At 47.6% G+C, this 19,649-nt stretch carries 17 protein-coding genes; 1 reads left to right on the forward strand and 16 read right to left on the reverse strand.

The window, feature by feature from the left end; translation table 11 throughout:
- Positions 1 to 2: 2 nt before the first annotated feature.
- The 3 genes from STHERM_RS07765 to STHERM_RS07775 are packed head-to-tail and all read right to left on the reverse strand — an operon-like array spanning position 3 to position 2,995.
- Positions 3 to 899 (reverse strand): glycosyl transferase, encoded by an 897-nt coding sequence (locus tag STHERM_RS07765; protein ID WP_237223224.1) that lies wholly within the window; start codon positions 897 to 899, stop codon positions 3 to 5.
- The gene (locus STHERM_RS07770) at positions 896 to 1,861 is read right to left on the reverse strand and encodes a glycosyltransferase family 2 protein (RefSeq protein WP_013314343.1); all 966 of its coding nucleotides are present in this window, start codon (positions 1,859 to 1,861) and stop codon (positions 896 to 898) included. Before STHERM_RS07770 ends, STHERM_RS07765 begins: the two co-directional genes overlap by 4 nt.
- 9 nt (positions 1,862 to 1,870) lie before the next feature.
- Positions 1,871 to 2,995 carry a GumC family protein gene (locus STHERM_RS07775; RefSeq protein WP_041623446.1) on the reverse strand — a complete coding sequence of 375 codons (1,125 nt, stop codon included), beginning with the start codon at positions 2,993 to 2,995 and terminating at the stop codon, positions 1,871 to 1,873.
- Between the two features lie 142 nt (positions 2,996 to 3,137).
- Between STHERM_RS07775 and STHERM_RS07780 the strand changes: the two genes are divergently transcribed.
- Positions 3,138 to 4,373 (forward strand): glycosyltransferase family 4 protein, encoded by a 1,236-nt coding sequence (locus STHERM_RS07780; protein WP_237223435.1) that lies wholly within the window; start codon positions 3,138 to 3,140, stop codon positions 4,371 to 4,373.
- On the opposite strand, the gene STHERM_RS07785 is transcribed toward STHERM_RS07780, so the two are convergent.
- The 13 genes from STHERM_RS07785 to STHERM_RS07825 are packed head-to-tail and all read right to left on the reverse strand — an operon-like array spanning position 4,370 to position 19,600.
- On the reverse strand, positions 4,370 to 5,515 hold the full coding sequence (locus tag STHERM_RS07785) for a glycosyltransferase family 1 protein (protein ID WP_335322627.1): 1,146 nt from the start codon (positions 5,513 to 5,515) through the stop codon (positions 4,370 to 4,372). The genes STHERM_RS07780 and STHERM_RS07785 overlap by 4 nt on opposite strands.
- Positions 5,516 to 5,518: 3 nt before the next feature.
- The gene (locus tag STHERM_RS07790) at positions 5,519 to 6,631 is read right to left on the reverse strand and encodes a glycosyltransferase family 4 protein (protein ID WP_013314347.1); all 1,113 of its coding nucleotides are present in this window, start codon (positions 6,629 to 6,631) and stop codon (positions 5,519 to 5,521) included.
- Positions 6,622 to 7,959, reverse strand: coding sequence for a hypothetical protein (locus STHERM_RS07795; protein ID WP_013314348.1), 1,338 nt, complete (start codon positions 7,957 to 7,959; stop codon positions 6,622 to 6,624). The genes STHERM_RS07790 and STHERM_RS07795 overlap by 10 nt, the downstream gene beginning before the upstream one ends.
- Positions 7,952 to 9,061: a glycosyltransferase family 4 protein gene (locus STHERM_RS07800; RefSeq protein ID WP_052295675.1), complete on the reverse strand. Its 1,110-nt coding sequence runs from the start codon at positions 9,059 to 9,061 to the stop codon at positions 7,952 to 7,954. Before STHERM_RS07800 ends, STHERM_RS07795 begins: the two co-directional genes overlap by 8 nt.
- A 59-nt stretch (positions 9,062 to 9,120) precedes the next feature.
- Positions 9,121 to 10,179 carry a glycosyltransferase family 2 protein gene (locus STHERM_RS07805; protein ID WP_013314350.1) on the reverse strand — a complete coding sequence of 353 codons (1,059 nt, stop codon included), beginning with the start codon at positions 10,177 to 10,179 and terminating at the stop codon, positions 9,121 to 9,123.
- Positions 10,176 to 11,456 (reverse strand): glycosyltransferase family 4 protein, encoded by a 1,281-nt coding sequence (locus STHERM_RS07810; protein WP_237223227.1) that lies wholly within the window; start codon positions 11,454 to 11,456, stop codon positions 10,176 to 10,178. Before STHERM_RS07810 ends, STHERM_RS07805 begins: the two co-directional genes overlap by 4 nt.
- Positions 11,426 to 12,340 carry a glycosyltransferase gene (locus STHERM_RS11355; protein WP_052295676.1) on the reverse strand — a complete coding sequence of 305 codons (915 nt, stop codon included), beginning with the start codon at positions 12,338 to 12,340 and terminating at the stop codon, positions 11,426 to 11,428. Before STHERM_RS11355 ends, STHERM_RS07810 begins: the two co-directional genes overlap by 31 nt.
- A complete protein-coding gene (locus tag STHERM_RS11495) occupies positions 12,337 to 13,641 on the reverse strand; it encodes a polysaccharide pyruvyl transferase family protein (RefSeq protein ID WP_071650341.1) in 1,305 nt (434 codons plus the stop codon). Before STHERM_RS11495 ends, STHERM_RS11355 begins: the two co-directional genes overlap by 4 nt.
- On the reverse strand, positions 13,638 to 14,666 hold the full coding sequence (locus tag STHERM_RS11595; RefSeq protein ID WP_158304550.1) for a nitroreductase family protein: 1,029 nt from the start codon (positions 14,664 to 14,666) through the stop codon (positions 13,638 to 13,640). The genes STHERM_RS11495 and STHERM_RS11595 overlap by 4 nt, the downstream gene beginning before the upstream one ends.
- Positions 14,653 to 15,999: a flippase gene (locus tag STHERM_RS11505; RefSeq protein ID WP_071650343.1), complete on the reverse strand. Its 1,347-nt coding sequence runs from the start codon at positions 15,997 to 15,999 to the stop codon at positions 14,653 to 14,655. The genes STHERM_RS11595 and STHERM_RS11505 overlap by 14 nt, the downstream gene beginning before the upstream one ends.
- Before the next feature lie 13 nt (positions 16,000 to 16,012).
- A complete protein-coding gene (locus STHERM_RS07815) occupies positions 16,013 to 17,125 on the reverse strand; it encodes a GDP-L-fucose synthase family protein (protein WP_013314352.1) in 1,113 nt (370 codons plus the stop codon).
- A 16-nt stretch (positions 17,126 to 17,141) separates the two neighbouring features.
- Positions 17,142 to 18,278 (reverse strand): GDP-mannose 4,6-dehydratase, encoded by a 1,137-nt coding sequence (gmd, locus tag STHERM_RS07820; RefSeq protein WP_013314353.1) that lies wholly within the window; start codon positions 18,276 to 18,278, stop codon positions 17,142 to 17,144.
- A 2-nt stretch (positions 18,279 to 18,280) separates the two neighbouring features.
- A complete protein-coding gene (locus STHERM_RS07825; protein WP_237223229.1) occupies positions 18,281 to 19,600 on the reverse strand; it encodes a glycosyltransferase family 4 protein in 1,320 nt (439 codons plus the stop codon).
- Between the last annotated feature and the right edge of the window lie 49 nt (positions 19,601 to 19,649).

A 19,649-nucleotide genomic window follows, 5' to 3' on the forward strand; every position in this document is an offset into this window, starting at 1 on the left:
TCTCACAAAAACTGATACAGGTTATAACAATCAAAGACTGCACGCAACATCACATCATTGAAGCCCTGGGCCACGTTTCGCTCTCTCAAGGCACTCCTCTGGGAGAGTGATTCCTTGATTATGGGAAAGGAATAGGAATTCGAAAGTAACAATCGCTTTTTTGTCCCCTTGAGCAAGGCCATGGCATTGAACCATATATCATCACCCGAAGGGCATAGTTCCCGTATCCGGGACACATTGAATACCTCCTCGGCAAGAGAACCAGGGGGATAGAGCACGCCTCCTACCCCAGTAAAGAACAACCTTGAAGAGGGAGTCTTTGAAGAAGCATCATTCCACGTGTGATAGGGAGCCATTCTCCCTCTAGGATCCGTTTCCATCTCCCATGCCCTATAAAAGCATATCTCCTCTGGATTATACGCACGAACCATCTTCTCCAGAAACCATGGAGGATAGAGAATATCATCATCACATGTTACGATTATTCCTCTTGGATAGCGCTTTAGAGCAGGCAGTAATTTGTTATAGGACCTCAGGTTTTCCTCTATGAGGGCGAATTCTATCCCGCTTCGTACAAAAAACTCAAATTCCGGGATCTGTTTCGAAAGATCTAAACCCTCTACCTCTTCCTCCGCAAGCCAGACGATCAATCGGTGAGGACGTACTCGTTGATAGAGTAGACTTTTGAGACACCCCCCCAATACACCGAATCGTGCCGGAAAGGAGGTGAGGCTGATGATCACCTCATCATTAGACGAGGAATCGAGAGCAAGATGTACATCCTTTCTGACAAGGATCTCTTTTTTCAATCGCAACAGGTAAAACAGATATTGGATCCTCTTTTTTGTCCCCCTTCTTATTCTATGATACAGCTTCGTGAGAATTCGCATCTTACTCATCTCCCGGTATAAAAACGAGATTCTCTCTTCATGTTGGGGAGGGTTTTAGTAATCTTCTCCCACACAAACGAGGGGGTGATCAATCTCCAGCTCACAATTGGGATACCCGATCTGATAAAACGAAACCAGGTGGATAAGAAATATGTAACACCTATCCTTCTTGCAGCATTCAGCAATCCGAGACTCCGCTTGAAGGCTCGACTAAGAAATACGTATCGTGCATCCTTCCCCGGAAGATGCGACTTGAGAAATTGGACATATCGTATATGAGTATCTATCCTGGCCTCGATCACCTCTCTCGACTTGCGCATGACCAAGCTTCCATGCCTCAACATCACACAATAGATGGTCTCGGGAGAAACCTGGAATCTCTTCATGTGATAGCCGAGTTTTGTCGCAAACATCACATCGTTGGAGGCGAGAACCTCATCGAAACGAAGCCCATGCATCTCTATGAAGTCCCGCCGTATGAGTTTCGACCACGGTGCTGCAATGTAGTACCGGACCAGGAGCTCCGACTTGTGGTCCCGTTCCTTTAGATAGCGCAAGAGAATACCCGCATCCGCCTCGTGCCGGAAGCCAGGCTCTCCGGAATCGGAATATCTGCTGGTGGGAACGAAAAAGATCACATCCTCTTCAGCGGTGAAGTACTTCGCCACAATGGAATAGAATCCCGGGAGGAAGATATCGTCGGCATCCGCAAATATCACCCACCTGCCCTTCGCGTGCTCGAGGCCTATATTCCTGCAGGTACCCGCACCCTTTTTCCCCGAAGTATTCTCATAATACACGACATGGGGAAACCTGGAGAGCCTAGAGGGATCCGGCTTCTTCTCACTGTTGTCGTCCACGACGATCACCTCCACCCCTGGATGCGGGGGAATGGTGGAGAGAAGCCTATAAAGCAGCTCAGGGCAATCGAAATGAGGGATGATGACAGAGAGATCGAGTGAAGACTCCATCGATCCGCCCTATAGCGATTCCCGCTCTGCTTCCCGGAGTTTCTCTCTGAACCTGTTCCAGAACTCGAGGAAGAATACCAGAAAGAGTCCGCCAAGAATCCCTGCAACCAGACCTATACCTGCAATAAGTTTTCGGGTGGGCCAGCTTCGTTTCTCAGGGACCCTGGCATACTCCAACACGGGCACCACATAGACCTCGTTCATTTCCTCCAGCTTGGCCTGCTCGTATTGAGTGATGAGGAATGTATATACCGCTTCCTTCACTTCCACTTCCCGCATGAGGTCGGCCAACACCCCACTCAACCCTGCGATACGTTTCAATTCTTCCTGATATCGCTTTATCGCGTCATCATAGGCGGCTATCCTGCTTCGCTGGATACTGTCTCCAGGGCCGCTCCCACCCAGAAGTTTCTGCTCGGTGTTGAGGCTCAGCAACAGACGTTCCTTTTCAACTGAAAGTTCGGTCACCTCTTCTATGAGCTTCGAAGCCTGCTCTTCCACATCCCACAAGAGGTACGTCTCTTGGAACTCCTTGAGTTTTCTCTGAGCATCATCCAGTTCCTGTTTCACCTTCACCAGCTTGTCTTCCAGGTAAGCTAGCTTTCTGCGCGCCGGACTGGCTTGCACTTGTGCCACCAGTTTTTCGAGGGCTTCCACAAAGGCGTTCACGATGTCCGCGGAAAGCTGAGGATCAGGGGTGGTGGCCTCGATGATCACTCTTCTGTTATAGGAATCGGCATGGATTCTCACCCTGTCACGAAGGGCCTTTATCCTGTCCTCCGTGGTCTCTCCTTTGAATAATTCGTAGTGGGAAAGAGCGAGCTTCTCGTATACATAGAGTGCCGCCGTGTCACTCTCTAGGACATTAGGATAGAGAATTACTTCCAAAGGAGCCGTACCCCCACTCAATCCCAAAGAGGAGAGCTGGTCCATAACCGAACTGGAGATACTGCTCGTAGAGCTGGAGACGCTCTGGGTGAGCACTACGGCCTGTGCAGTATAGAGATGCCTCGCGAGTAGAGCATAAGCGATCGCTACGATAATGCTCAGAAAAAAGACGAGCCAGAACAACTTGATTCTCGCACGGAAAATCTGTATCAGGGTGATCAAAGAAAGATCCTGCTCTCTCTGCATAGTCCCTTCCAGATGCTGGCAGTAGGAGTACTATATCAGAATCCCCATCCCGCTGCAATCCAGTAAGGTATGTCCCTGATACCTTGACATTCCCGTCTCTGTCTTTGAAGCTCCACTTTGTATGATACGACTCTTGTTCGATGTGACCCGACTGGGAAACGTGTGGACCGATTATCTTCCCCGGGGGAAGAGAGGCATCTTCAGGGTGATAGAAGAACTCGTGAAGCATCTGGGCCCACACAGTGAGGTCTCTCTCACCCTCACTTCTCTTGCGGGAAAGGGATTGTGCGGTGCCTCATACTTCTATACGAAAAGGCTGCCGGCTGAACGCCAGATACCATTTGCCTTCCCCTCTTCCAAGCTCCCGGCGTACGCTTCTGCCCTCATATTGAAGATGGGGCGTCCCTTCCACGACATCTACAAACGCTTCACTCGGAAATCGTGGGGAACCTTTTCTTCCATCATGGAGATCCCTCCATCGTTCTTTACACCTTACGACATACTCCACCTTCCTTCTTTCATCGGTCCGAGTATACCTTCCCTTCCCATTCCTATGGTCATCACCGTGCACGATCTCATACCTTTGTTCCTCCCCTCAGGAGAAGACCCGCTTTTCAGGAACTTTCTCATCCGGAAGCTCGGTGAACTGCATCCTGAAGTCTGGATCCACTGCATCTCCGAGGCCACGAAAAAGGATCTTCTCACCTACGCACCGCACCTCGATCCGGGCCATGTTTTCGTGGTTCCCAACGGGATTTCCTCCCGTTTCTTCCGGGAAACAGAGACGTCGGCCATAGAGAAAACACTCGCATACTATGGGCTCGAACCGGGCACGCCCTATATCGTCTCCCTCAGCACCCTTCAGGAGAGGAAAAACCTCCTCACTGCACTCAGGGCGTTCGCTGCCGCAAAAAAAGAAATTCCCGAATTGAGGTATGTGCTCATCGGCTACACCCCCAGAGAGGAAAGGGAAAAGATCCTCACGGTGCTCAACGAACTCAGTATCGCTTCACACGTCATCATTACAGGATTTCTTCCGGACGACAGGGTGAGAGCCCTTTACTCCGCGGCAAAGGCCTTCGTCTTTCCCTCCCTCTATGAAGGATTCGGCCTTCCTCCACTCGAAGCCATGGCCTGCGGCCTTCCCGTCATCTGCAGCAACACCTCATCGCTCCCCGAAGTGGTAGGAGATGCGGGGATCCTCCTCGATCCATATGATATCCATGGCTTCTCGGAAGCGATATGTAGAATCGTGACTGATTCCGAACTTCGGCAACGGCTCTCACAGAAGGGGTTGGAGCGAAGCGCCTCTTTCACGTGGAGGCACACCACAGACAAACTGGTGGAAATGTACAAGTATATCCTCGAACACGATTAACTATTCGAACCCACCTGTTCGTATACCTTAAGCGTCTCACGGGCGGCTTTCTCCCAAGAGAACTCCTTGGCCCGCGCATAGCCTTTTTCCCTCAAGAGGGCATGCAACCCCGCATCCGTGGCAAGCACGTACATCTTCCGGGCGATATCCTCGGGATCATATGGAGAGACGGTGAGACACGCGTCGCCTCCCACCTCCGGCATGGAAGAGACATTCGAGGTGATCACCGGTACTCCTGCCTCCATCGCCTCAAGAATGGGAATGCCGAAGCCCTCGTAGAAAGAAGGCAGGAGAAACCCATACGCATGCCGGTAGAGCACAGGAAGATGCTCATCGGGAATGAATCCTGTGAATACCACGTCGTCTCGCCCCCACTTCAGTCGAGTCATCCTCGCCCTGTAAGAAGGATGGACCTTCCCGGTGATCACAAGGTGGAACGGATCTCGACACATTTGCCTGAAGCGTTCGAAGGCCTCGATCACACCTTCTATATTCTTGTGCGGGCGGTGCTCACCGAGGAAAAGGAAATACGGTCTCTTCACCCCGTATGTTTCGAGGATACGGTCTCCCTGTTCAGGGACATTCGAAGAGGCTGAAAAGAGACCTCCCGCCTCGTGGATGACCACGATACGATCAGGATCGGGGATGGAGAAGAGGTCGACGATGTCCCTTTTCGTGGCATGGGAGACAGCGATCACCTTTGCGCATCGCTTGGCTGCACTCTTGAATACCAGCTCGAGGTAGCGAGTCTTGAGCCACCACGCGTTTCCCATGAAACGAGGATACTTTAGATATTTCAGATCGTGGATGGTCACCACTCCCCTCGGATAATGGAACCCAAGGGGATAATTCGAGTTCAAACAGTGATACACATCGAAATCCAACCCAGCGAGAGCTCTATACCTTATATCCCTCTTCGGTCCAACCGGAGGAATATCCGCCTTCATCAGGGAAAAGTTGGCACAGCCCTCAAGTCTCCGTATCAGGGGGTGATCTGGAGACAAAGAAGAAGGCACCAGGACCCTGTACGAATTCTTCTCATCCACACGGGCCAGATGGGTAAGAAGCTGAAACGCATACCGTGAGACTCCAGTCATGTGCTCCACTACCGCGAGGGCGTCGACGAGGATCTTCATATCCATGCCTCAGTTTCTTCTCTCTTCTTCCAGGACCTGCTGATAAAGTTCGAGCGTCTCTTTCAGCATCCTCTCGAAAGTGAAATGGGTTTCGTACCGTGCCCTTCCGGCCCTGCCCATGGAAGCTCTCAACCGGGGATCAGCGATCAACCGCTCGAGTCTCTGGGCGAGCGCATCCACATCCCTCCTGTCCACCACATATCCTGTAACGCCATCTTCCACCGCTTCTTCCACCCCCCCCACACGCGATGCCACCACAGGAAGCCCAGCCCTCATGGCCTCAAGGATGCTTCTTGGGAGGCCCTCCCAGTGAGAGATGAGCACATAGATCTGGGATTGGGCGAGGACTGCTTCTATATCACCTCGGAATCCGGGGAAAGATATCCTCTCCTCCAGTCCGAGCCTGTAGGCGAGTTTCTTAGTCTCCTCGAGAAGCGGACCGTCTCCCACACACTCCATGTGCCATTCCATATGTCGCAGTTTCGAGAGCGCGAGGAAGAGCGTCTTGTGATCTTTCTGAGGCTCAAACCGTGCGAGCATCACCATTCGGGGAGGCTGGAGTTCGGGTTTCGCATGATGCTCGACAGACACATCCGGCATCCCGTTGTGGATGGCAATCAATTGGGAAGACCTTCCCACCTTTCCCTTGAGGGCGATCTCTCTATCGAACTCGGACACCGTGATGATCTTTCGAGCACAGGGGGCCACGATACGTTCCAGCAGGCGATAGATCCACCGGGAAGCAGCAGGCACTCCTTCCGTGAAGGCCCAGCCGTGGGCGGTAAAGACCACGGGGATGCCGAGGGAACGCGCCGCCAATCTCCCGAGGACACCGGCCTTCGACGTATGGGTGGAGACGAGATCCGGACGGAGATCCTTCAACACCTTCCTGATCTTCAAGACCGCCTCGAGATCCTTGAACGGGGAGATGCTTCTCTTCAATGAAGGTATTACCACGTAAGGGATACCACATTCGGCAAGTTCATCAAGGAAGATGCCTCTCCCACCCATAAGCACGGTACACCGATGCCCCAGAGCCATGAGCGCCCTGCAGAGATCACGGACATGGACCTGCACTCCGCCCCTGGTGTCGGACCTGGTAAGGACATACACTATGTGCATTCCGGTTCCCTCTCTTTCTCCTCCTTATCCGTTCCCACCCCTACTATCGTGAAAAAGATCAGCATCCAGTGCCATATGGGACTCCTGAAACGAACCGCAGTACCCAAGTTCTGATAAGAGACAATGGCGTACGCCCCTCCCCAGATGGTGATCACCACCAGAGCCAGAAAGAAGAGCCTTCGTTCCTCTTTCGTCATTCTCTTGAGCCTTCCCAAGGAAAAAAGGAAATACGCGAGAAGACCGGTATTCACCAGGGCCGCATAGGCGGCAAACATATTGTGCGCATCCCACAGGAGAGGCCTGAAGAGAGCCGTGAACCACATCCAGGGATACCACCTCACGAGATCCCCCCACGAAGTGATGGACGCCGTCTGGGCCGCCCCCCCATGAGCCCACGCCTGCGACCACTTCACCACAAAGAGGAGAAGACCATCCAGGCTGCTTATTCCGAACAAACTGAGGACGCCCCACATCCCTCCCAGAGCTACCACACCACCCAGCACCGCACCCACCACCCGTTTCCTTCCACGCGCATACACCACCCAGAGCACATAGAGCACCGCGCCGTAGATGGCCACGTACCAGAAACGGAAATACATGAAAGGTACCAGAGAGAGCAAGATCCACACGGCGTTCTTTACGCTGGGTTCCCGCGAGAATCGATAGAGCAGGAGGGAAGTGATAATGGAAAACACATAGATAAGAGGGTCCTTTCCGTAGTGGCTCGACCACAAGAGAAACATGGGCTCAAAGAACAGGAGCACTTCGAGAAAAGACTTTCGCAGACCCTCCTTTACTTCCTTGAGGAGCACTCTATCGAACACTATACTTGCCCACCAACTGAGCGTACCGAATATCACGATGACCAATCGATAGGAGGGTCCGAGAATTCCATGGATCCAGGAAACTACCGTATACATACTCTGTGTGGCATTGCCGAGTGCAAGGAAAGGTCGGAATCGCCAGACCCCTTCTGAGTAGAAAACAAACGCGTCGAACGCCTCGAAATATGTCGATTCATAGAAAGGAAAGAACAAGAGGATAATGATCATCCTCCAGAGATAGCCCATCACATAGAGGCTTTTATACCAGTCCAAATAGTACAAGAGCATCAAAGATACGACGAAGAGAATACCCGACCAAATGAGGGGATACACGAACTCCCAGAAGAGATCCATACCCAGGTACTTATATCGCCAGAACTCCCAGTAGAACACACCGGCGGCTTTGAAGATGACAGGAAGCGCTATCCCTATCAGTACAAGAGAAACCAGTACGATACCCATTTCCTGTATTCGCTCTCTCTTCCCACCCCACGACTTATTCATACCGGCTCTCCGTCAACTCCTTGTAGAGATCGAGTAACAACTCCATCATATGATCAAAGGTGAAATGGGCCAGAAACCGTTCACGACCCGCCCGACCCATCCTCTCCCGCTTGCCGGGATCGAGAATAAGCTCGCGCAATCGCTCGGCAAGAACCATGTGATCGCCCCGAGGTACGAGGTAGCCCGTCTCCCCTTCAACCACAGCTTCCCTGCACCCCCCCACATCAGAAGCTACTACCGGAAGCCCGGCGCGCATGGCCTCCAGGATACTGATGGGGAACCCCTCCCATCTGGAAGCGAGCACAAAGATCTGAGAAGAGGCGAGTACTCCCTCCACGTCCTCACAGAAACCGAGGAATTCCACCCTGTCTCCAATCCCCAAGGCCTTCGCCTCTTCCTTCATCGATTCAAGGAGAGGGCCATCACCCACGCAGACGAGGCTCCACTCGAGGTCACGCAGCAACGAAAGGGCTTTGAAAAGAGTAGGGTGATCCTTCTGATATTCAAAACGAGCTACCATTACGAGGCCAGGAGGATTCTTCCAGATTCTTCTACCAGAAGAGGCATTGCCCACCGGGATACCGTTATGGATGGTAACTATCTTCTTCGAATCTGCCACACGTTGTTGAAGCGCAAGAGTACGATCGTACTCTGAAACGGTAATTATCTTGCGCGCAAAGAGAGACGCTATCCGCTCCACCAAGACATAAAAACTCCGCATTCTGGAGGTGATCCCTTCTGTGAAGGCCCATCCATGCACTGTAAAAGTAGCAGGGATTCCCAACAACCAGGCGGCACATCTTCCCAGAACCCCAGCCTTTGAGGTGTGTGTACATACGAGATCAGGTTTCAGTTGCCGGAATAAACGAATGAGATGCCATAGCGCAAAGAGATCATGAAAAGGAGAAATCTCACGGTGGAGGAAAGATACGACTTTGTATGGGATATTCTCCTTCTCAAGTTCTTCCAGGAAAGGTCCAGAACCTCCGACCAACACGGTAACTTTATGTCCTTCACGCAACATGAAAGAAGCGATATCCCTTACGTGAACCTGAACACCCCCTCTTGTATCGGACCTGGTGAGGACATGAACTACATGCATCTCGATCTACTCTCCATGTGTGTTTCAACTCTACAGATATTTATGTATCGATGCAAGAATCAGGGGAGGAGCATCTCGAATCTGCTCTTCTTCATTCTTTTAATACACTTTACGAGAAAACCGGGAAGGATTCGCTGAATCCCGCCCTTGACCAATTGGAGAGCAAAACTCAGATACGCTTTCCATCGTGGCTTCCCATGGGCAATAGCTATGCTCATAAATTCTTCATTAGCACCAATCGAATCGCTGATGCCTCCTCCTCTCACCTTCCCTATCACACGTTTCGCATATACCGGGAGGAATCCCCTCTCTATGATCCGAAGCGCCATGTCATGATCGGCCGCAATCGTGTATCTTGTATCAAAAAGGCCCGTTTTTTTGTACACTGATCTTCTGAAAAATGCTCCTATGTGGGGATACGGCATCTCTTGATATATCCTCTTTGAGGAAAGAGGAAAGATAGGCTTCATAAGGATCTTCTGATCCATATGGATCACCTCTCCTATGCTGTAATCGACACCTGAAGAGAGAATGGCTCCCACGCTCTCTTCTACAGCATGGGGGAAATATTCGTCATCTGCATTCAAGATCCCTATGATCTCGCCCCTGGCGAGCAGGAGCCCCTTGTTGAAGGCATGATAAATCCCTTCATCAGGCTCACTCACCCAGTAATCAAGAGAAGGTGAATACTCTTCGAGGATACGGAGAGTACCATCGGTAGAGCCCCCATCGATCACGATATATTCAACATTAGGATACGTCTGAGAGAGCACGCTCTCTATCGCATCGCGGAGATGTCTCTCAGCGTTATACGAGACGGTGATAACCGTGACAAGAGGAAGCATACCCTCAAAGGGAGAGACGATCCTTCCTCCCACTGGAAAAAGAAGCACACCATTTTCCACTGCCCACCATTTCCCATCTTCCTGGCGGAAGGAGTACTTATAGAGACCGTTTTTTCTGAGACCATCTTCTCTTTTCCGAGAAGGATGGGGGGGAAGGGAAAGAAGAGTAGAAAAGGCTTCTTCCGTCGAAGGAATATCGACCTGTGGAATGTGTCGGATGAGATAACGAGTAGTGCTCAAGCTACCAAGAGAGAGAACCTGCCGTGATTTCATGACACCAGATCCTCCAAGAGAGCGAGATAACGAGGGAGGACCTTCTCGAAAGAGAAGTGTTCGACCACCTTTCTCCTTGCGTTGCGCGAGAGTCTCTCATAATCAGATTCGTAAAGCACCCACTCTATCCCGCGCGCGAGATCCTCTGGATCATAGGGGCGGGCGAGGTAGCCATTGTGTTGATGATCGATTATGTCGAGAAGCCCCGTAGCACCAAAAGCGACGACCGGCGTCCCGCAAGCGAGAGATTCTTCAGCCACTAGGCCGAAAGCTTCCTGCCGACTGGGAACCACGACCACATCAACCGCAGTATACAAAGCTACAAGACTTGTATCATCGTTCACATGTCCCATATAATAAACAGGAAACCCATAGATAGTAGTTCCTCCACCTGAACTACCAAGAACCACAAGCAAAATATCATCCACTTTCCTAGGGAAATGGCGTAATTTCTCTAAAGCGCCTAACAGTTGATGAAATCCTTTATTGGGATCCACAGTCGCAGATATTGCTCCAAAAAGGATTAATTTTTTATTTTTCGGCAAATTCCACAACTCTCTTGCGAATGATTTTTCTACGGGTTTGAATACCGCTGTATCGATGAGATTGGGCAGTATACCTACAGCACAATTCTTTAAAAGCGCACTTCTTGATATACAATCTGCTAACCAATGGCTCGGGCTGATGATATGTATTTTGTGAGCGACATCTCTAAATGTGCGCTGTTTTCTCGAAAACACTGAATTACTCAGATCCTTCTCTCTCCCACTCTCAAGCACAGGGCACTTCCCACATACAGCCTCATATGCTCGGCACTCTCCGGTGAGATGGCAACCTCCGCTGAAGGGCCACATATCGTGCATGGTCCATACAACCGGTTTATTTATTTTTTTGAGATCCTCGATCCGGAGGAAACCACCTGTGATCCAGTGCAGATGCACCACATCGGGATCCAGTTCATCTATAATCTCAAACACATAGCGCGGCGAAGGCACCCACGAGGGACTGAAAAGAGTAGTCGATTTATTCTTGTATCTTCTTACTGGTAACTGATCGATAAAGGGGCGAAGCAAAGACACTCCCTTCTCCCACCTCGTTCTCGGCCCCAGGACGGATAGGTCATCCCCCATCTTCCGCTGCACCAGCATCCAGCTCTCCACCCCTACTTTTTGGAGCCCCTTATGCAACCTGTACGCAGCACGAGCTGCCCCTCCGAAGATGTCATTGGTGTTTATGTGAAGAATCCTCATCTGTCTTTTATCTCCCCATATGCCCATCTTATTTTTCTAACTATCCGCTGAAGAAGGGTCCCTCGGCTTTGCCGGTAGAATCTCTTGATCCGAGTTACCGCAAGTGAATTTTCTTCAGTTATCGACGGAAAGTTTATTCCTTTCTTCATGTTTAAAGAAGTATCAAACCAATGAGTGCGTCCGCAATGCATCCCCGAACCATCAAGTCCAATATTTTTTACATATGAGATAGAAGGATTAAGACATAATCCCTGATGTTGGAAAATTGTAGCATACCAGAAAATTGCCCATGTATCCAACTTTCCATGAAAATTATCCAGGACCTGTCTCCAGAAATTCTCAACTCCATCCAGATTAAATTTGCGGATATCCTCCTTAGAGAAAAGGGTTATTAGTTGTTGTGGATCTTTTTTATAATAAGCCCAACGATCAGCCCAGGTAGCCCATCCCCAACAATTCATTACTCTCCAAAGAAAGGCATCCCCCAATCCTGTAGCATCTATAGGATAATTCCATCCGCTTATGTGCCATACTTTAGGGTCGTGTTCATACCGTTCAAGTGCGGCTTTCATAAAAGAAAGAAAATAAGGGCTCGTCACTAAGTCATCTTCAAGGACAACAACTCTCCCATGCTCGGTAATCACAGAGGTGACACCGTCAATAATATTGCGCGCAAGACCCCAATTTTCCTCTCTTTTGATTATTATTATATCTTTAAAACCTTTTGCTTTTTTGAGGAGTTCTCTTACTTTATTCACCTTAACCTCATCCTTGGCAGTCCGAGGACCATCAGAGAAAATATATAAGACACTTCTTTCAATTCCTTCATTCTGACAGATTGAGAAAAGTGTCTGCTGGGTATGGTACGGACGATCATATACAAACATCACTACAGGTGTGATTCTTTTCATGAATAAATTCCTCCAGTTTTATTCGATATGTAACTAATAAATTCAGAGAGTGGAAATTTTTCTTTCAATCTTTTTATGCGCTCGTGAAGAGAAGTTACCAATTCTTTTCTGGAATGTGGGCTATAATAAAGGCATTTTACTCTATTTAAAATCTGCTCGCATATTCCTGGTACAGTAATATCAAAAGCAAAATTTCCAATACCAAGTAATTCAAAAAGATCCTCATACTTATGAGCCCATCCCGTAGCAATACTTGGGATATGATTTCTCAATGAGACTACGAGTCCATGATATCTGCCACTTACTACTACAGCACCATACGATTTGATTATCGTTTCAATCTCATTAGGAGTCAAATCCTTATCAAATGGAAAGAGAAAGCGATTGTGATCCGAGAATTCAGCCTTTAGCCGTAGGAATATTGGAGCATCATCTAAACTATGCATGAGCAGTATCGTAGGAATTTCAAGAGCGATCAACCCTTTTAATAATGACTTATAAAAAGAGTCCACTATTTCCGATGGATAGTAATCATACAGTCTCATATTGGGAATGACGATGACACTTTTATTCTGAGGGAAATAGCAGCGCGAAAGGGAAATTACATCATCTTTTGATTTAAAAGAATATAATAAACAAATATCAGGCCAGAAAATAGCCTCTATACCTAACGATCTCAGCGTTTCTAAAGATGTGGTCTCCCGTGCAAAAACCACACTCCTTGATAGGTGTTTTTGTATTTGCTTTACAATTGGATTCTCTCCTCTCACGTCAAAAGGCCCAAAAGACTGTGGAAAAAAAACATACGTACTTTTTTTGAACAACTTACCAAAGCTCAGTTGAATAAAATTCATAATATCGTGGTCGTTTCCTTTGATCTTATAACCATATCCGGAGATATCTATAACTAAGACAACTTCTTTCTTTACCCGCAAAAGGTAAAAGATATTTTTAATGTCAAGTATTAATCTGAGCGCCACAATTCTTTTCATAAAAAACTTTATACTTCTGATTAGTATCTTTATTTTTATATCTCGACTTATATCTGAGTCAAACAATATGCAACAAAAGTTATAAATATAGGGAATCTGTAAAACTCGATGTTTCCCATAGGACTTTCTTACTCGGATGGGAAAAGAATCTACAATATACTTTTCCATATAAGGATAATAGCAAGACAAGAGATCAAGGGTGGTGTCCAGAAGAAGTTGGGCTCCTTTATTCACAAAGTTACCACCTATTATGACTATACTCCCCTCCTGATATCTGATTCTCCCCTTCGTTCTCTCTTTACGAATCATTTTATCTCCAGAATTTCATCTATCGTTTTTCTAATCGAAAGAGCAATACGAGAGTCCATCTCTCTATATCCCACAGCAATACTTGTTACCACGGTTTCATATGGCTTCAAAGCTAAGAGAGTCTCAACCCTCCGACTGAGCTTATAATCACGAGGCCAGTTCATAAAACATGAATCAACGCCTTGTTCATGCAGAGCTAACACAAAAGCCAAAGAGGCTAGAGCACTATCCACATATACTTCATGGAATGATCTTGTTGTAGGAAAAGCACTATAATCCCCAATTACAAAAACAACAACGGGTGCATCAAATGCCTTTTTTCCTCCACCTGGAGGTAATGCCGCTACCTTTCTGAGCAGCTCTTTATCATTTTTTATGATAACAAATCTGTAAGGTTGTCTGTTACAGCCAGAAGGGGCTTGAAGAGCGCATCTTATTGCATATTTGAGAACTTCATCAGTTGGGACTTCTTTAGAGAACACACGAACACTACTCCTACTACAGAGAAAAGAGAAGAAAGAGGAGTCACCATTCGCACATTTCTCTTCTTCTGGGATCTCCTCAACACTATGACCCGCTTTCAATTCATTAAAAATCTCCATTGCTCTAATATATCTCTCATCATCACTGTGTGTTCTAAAGAAATATTCTTCAAGCACCTGCAAGGAATATTTAAAGAAAGAGGGATTCTTTTTATGAAGGTATGGAGCGAGATTTTTTAGTGTCATTACTGTCTCAAGAATATACGAAAGTGCAAATTCGGAACGAAATGCCTTTTGGGTCAACCCTTTTTCAATTCCATGAAGATGTCGTCGTAAAGAATACTCATTTCTACTTAATCTTTCTAATCTATTATACCTGTGCAAACCTCTTAGATATCTCACATACTCCCATATTAATTGTTTATCTAATATGAGGAATAATACTAGAACTAATTTGCTTTTTGACGCCAATAGTATACTTTTTCTCAAAATAGTTATCCTTAGTTTTCTATAAATTCTTTTTAATAGACTAATTGCACCCACTCTTCTTGCCTCCACTGAGTTTTTTAAACAGGAACAAAGGAAATAGTAAAGACCTAAAAAACATTGAATTAAGATGACCATACTTCGTGTAGATAATAGGGATCAGAAAGAATGACAGAAGTCTACTTAATAAAGTAGCCCATGCAGCCCCTACGAATCCGACCGTTTTTATAAATGAATAATTTAGAAATACATTTGCACACATACCAATCAGTGTAGAAACCATTATTACATGTGTAGATCTATCAGCAATCCAATAACGTCCTCTCACATAAGAAAGTCCCACCAAGACTCCTACCCAGACGTACAAGCTCAAAACCTTTGCGGATTGGATGTATTCTGATCCGAGAAGAAACGAAACAATCTCCTCAGATGTTATAGAGAACACAACACAAATGCTTATACCAAACCAGAAGAGTAAATCATGCAAATATTGCAACCTTTGCTTCGAAACAGACTCACTATTTTTTTTCGCTGTTATCATCGCTGGGAATAAAGAATTGACTATAGTTACAGGTACAAAATACCAAGATTCAGCCACTCTCACTGCTGCAGAATATAATCCAACAGCCTCTACATTGAGCATTGATCTAATCATAAGTTGATCTATTCTCATATAGACAATTACTGAAAAAGACGAAAAGAGTAAAGGCCAACTCTCAGCAATAAGTCTTTTCCCTATTTTCCAGGAGAAATCCTGAAGCGACATGGGCTTATCAGATGTAAGCACAAAAAAGAGAAAAAGGAAAATTCCTTTGACTACCATTTCTATTGCAACCACGATAGCGAAATAGAATAAAGAACCATTAAGGAGTATGAACAAAACTTTGAGAGCTGAACTCAAGAGGAGTGCAACCATCCCAGCAATACCTGAGTATATACCTTTCAATTTTGCCCTGAAGAAAGCATCAAATGTTTCGAAACTTGAGCAAAAGAGACTTATTCCTACAAGTATCACCGCTACTTTTTCAATGAATGCCAAATCAAGAATCAGCACAAGCAACACCAAGATCAAGAAGGCAACCGCTCCCGCTATTGTACGGATAACCATCGAGGTGCTTATAATAGTGGTTGTAAGTGGAGGATTCTCTACAACCTCTCTGACAACGATATCATCCAATCCCAGCTTGGCAACTACACCCAAAAGAGCCACTAAACTAAGAGCAAAACTCAGAATCCCATAGTTCTCTGGTCCAAGATATCTGGCTACCCATACCCCAACAAGAAAACCAAGGAATAATCTTAATACTTTATCAAAAAGTAACCAAGAAGTATTATGAAAATACTTTATCGCTCCACTATGATCTTTCAGTTTCAGAACTTTCTCGCGCATCCTATTCCCTTTTCTATCCCCTCAACCGTACATCTCTGGAGACATACCACTCATACAATCTCTCCACCCCTTCTTTCAACTCCACCGAGTGCCGCCAGCCGAGGGAGTGGAGTCTTGAAACATCGGTTCGCTTCACCGGTGTGCCCTCGGGTTTCTCGGGATTAAACACTATACCACCCTTAAATCCTACCACCTCTTTTATAAGCTCGGCCAACTCTTTAATCCTAATGTCTTCGCCTGTTCCGATATTGATGTGGGTGTTTCTAATTTCTTTTCGACCAGCTAAGAAATTTTTTACTATATCATCGAAATCTATCCGTTCCATAAGGAACACGCATGCATCAGCGAGGTCTTCTACCCAGAGGAACTCTCTTCTTGGAGTACCAGTCCCCCATATTTCCACCTCCACTCCGTGGGGTGTCCTTCGTACTCCGTACTTTTCTAATAGGTCGAGAATTTTCTTTTCTGATGCATCACCGTTTGTTCCCTCTAAAGGGCGATGGGAGAGATCACTCTTAATAACGGACCAATTATCTTCTTCGAGAGCCCTTGCAAGGTGGAACTTTCGAAGGAGGGCAGGAAGCACATGCGAGGTCTCTAGATCAAAGTTATCATTGGGACCATAAAGATTTGTAGGCATTACAGCAATGAAATTAGTCCCATACTGCAGATTATAGCTCTCGCACATCCTCATGCCAGCAATCTTTGCTACCGCGTACGGTTCGTTGGTATACTCGAGTTCGCCGGTAAGAAGGTACTCTTCTTTCATCGGCTGGGGGGCAAGACGTGGATAAATACATGTAGATCCAAGAAAAAGAAGTTTCTTCACCCCATGGAGATAGCTGTAGTGAATGACGTTGCTCTGAATCATGAGGTTCTGATAGATAAACTCTGCTCGATAGACATTATTGGCCCAGATTCCCCCCACCTTTGCTGCGGCAAGGAAGACATACTCTGGCTTCTCATTCTCAAAGAAACGAGAGACTGCCTCCTGATCAGTGAGGTCGAGTTCGCTATGGGGTTTGGTGAGGATATTCGTATATCCTTTCTTCCTCAACACCTGCACGAGCGCTGCTCCAACAAGCCCGGTGTGTCCTGCTACATATATCTTGCTCTTTTTTTCCATAGGTCTTCCTCGAGACTTACCCCATGGTAAGGGTGTTTTGAGTCCACAAGATATCGTGCTCCTTCAAGATTTTCAGACCCTCACCCGGAGATGTCAATCCCACACGCTCCATGTCTGCATCTACCATAATTCTTACCAGCTGGGTGAAAGTGACCCGAGGCTTCCAACCCAACCTTTTTTCAGCCTTGGTAGCATCGGCTAGAAGTACATCCACCTCTGTAGGCCGGAAGTATCTCGGATCTATCTCTACCACCACATCTCCTGGGGATATTTTATCTGACCATTCCTCCCTCACTGATTTTACTATCCCTTTTGTTTCGATTCCTTTTCCTCTCCATTCGAGCTCCACGCCTGCATAAGTGAATGCCTCCTCGACAAACTCTCTCACGCTGTGGGTCTCCCCCGTGCCTATCACATAGTCGTCAGGTTCCTCTTGCTGGAGCATGAGCCACTGACACGTCACATACTCGGGAGCAAAACCCCAGTCCCTCTGTGCATCAAGATTACCAAGGTAGAGCTTCTTCTCTTTACCTGCAAGGATATGAGAGAGTCCTCGGGTGATTTTACGAGTCACGAAGGTTTCACCTCGCCTAGGAGATTCATGGTTGAAGAGAATGCCATTGCAGGCGAAGAGCCCGTAGGCTTCCCGGTAGTTTATCGTCATCCAGTAGGCGTACACCTTGGCAGCAGCATAGGGACTCCGGGGATAAAAGGGAGTTGATTCGTTCTGAGGGGGTGGTGCAGCCCCAAACATTTCGGAGGACGAGGCCTGATAGAATTTGGTTTTCACCCCGCTACGGCGTATGGCCTCAAGAAGACGAGTGGTTCCGAGCCCAGTAACATCACCTGTATATTCCGGCATATCGAAACTCACACGGACATGACTCTGAGCACCCAGATGGTATACTTCATGTGGCTGTACTTCATAGATGAGGTTGGTGAGTCGACCGGAATCTGATAGCTCTCCATAATGTAGAAAAAAGCGAACTCCTGGGTTGTGAGGGTCAGTGTAGAGGTGATCTATACGATGAGTATTGAAGGTGCTTGCTCTTCTAATGAGTCCATGTACCTCATAACCTTTAGAAAGGAGAAATTCAGCGAGGTATGATCCATCCTGTCCTGTGATGCCGGTGATGAGTGCACGTAGAGCCACGGTCAGCCTCCCTCCGGGGTAAGAATGAGCTCAGCGAGCGTCTCCCACTTCGGGTACTCTCCCTTTTCCATGAACCGCACGACGTTCTCTCTTTTCTCTTTGAGCATGTCCCTATTATGGAACACCGTGAGGATACAACTCAAGAGCGCATAATCGTTCGCGGCTTCCACCACGAACCCAAGCCTTCCGAATTGTACCTGCTCAGGCAATCCCCCCGTGGCGGTCACCAGTACAGGTTTTCGGTAATGAAAAGCGATAGGGACAACCCCCGACTGAGTGGCATGAGTATAAGGAAGCACAACGAGATCGCACTGTTTCATGAGTGAGCAGATATCGTCTTCTGAAAGCCACCTGTTGACAAGCGAGAAAGAAGGAGAATCATTATATTTCTTGATAAGTCGCCTTGAGACTCTATCGAGACGCCCCGTTCCTGCGAGTGTGAGATGGACTCTCTTACGGACCTCCGATGGAAGAAGATCGAATGCACGAAGGAGATAGGGAATCCCTTTGTATTTGTCGAATCGTCCCAGGAAAAGAAGCTTGAGCGCTTTCTCTTCAGCCGGAGGTGCAGCAAGTTCCATTGAACAGGAAGAGACCCCCAGCGGAAGCAAGGGATGAGGATGACACGCGATGTTTTTCCATCCTTTTCGCAGAAGATAGTACTTGAAGTTCTCGCTCAAGACGATACGTCTGTCGTATCTCTTCATCTCCAGAAGCTGAAGCAACCGTACCCACACGCGTTCCCCACGATGAGGGATGGGGTCATGGATGATCCCCGTAACCAAAGGCTGATGGATGCTGCGTCGTTTTAATTGTGAAATGATGTACCAGTTCAACGGATGGGTCATCGTGAACAACACGATCTCAGGTGCGAAATCGAGCACTGCGTTGGCAATCGTTTTCGCCCTTGAGAAGAGAAGGAAGAGATCATTAAAAGGTTTGCCCGATGAAAACACCTGGAACGTCTCCACCGACAAACCGGTCCACGAGGCAAGCCCTTCCATGTTCTCAGCTACGTAACAACGCAGATCGGCACGCTCATGAAGCCGTTTCGCAAGTTCCAGGCTGAATATCGGTCCTGCTCCTTTTCTACCGAGATATACGAGACCAACTTTCATAGCCACACGCTGAACCCCTGATTTATACAGTAGAAACTCCTCACCCCTCCCTCCATCACTTTTTCCAGCACGCGCCTTCCAGCCCCGAATATCGTGTTGATATGGAGGCCTGTGCCATGTGGATGAGCCTCTCCCTTCACTGCCTTCCCGGGGGCCTGCCGAGAGGAAAACTGGCCCAGTTGTAGAACCCTTTCTCGAGATCATCACGGGCGTGATCGAGATCTGCTTCTGTTTCGGCAATTCGGTCCTGGTT

The organism is Spirochaeta thermophila DSM 6192 (genome assembly GCF_000147075.1).
In the GTDB taxonomy this organism is placed as follows: domain Bacteria; phylum Spirochaetota; class Spirochaetia; order Winmispirales; family Winmispiraceae; genus Winmispira; species Winmispira thermophila_A.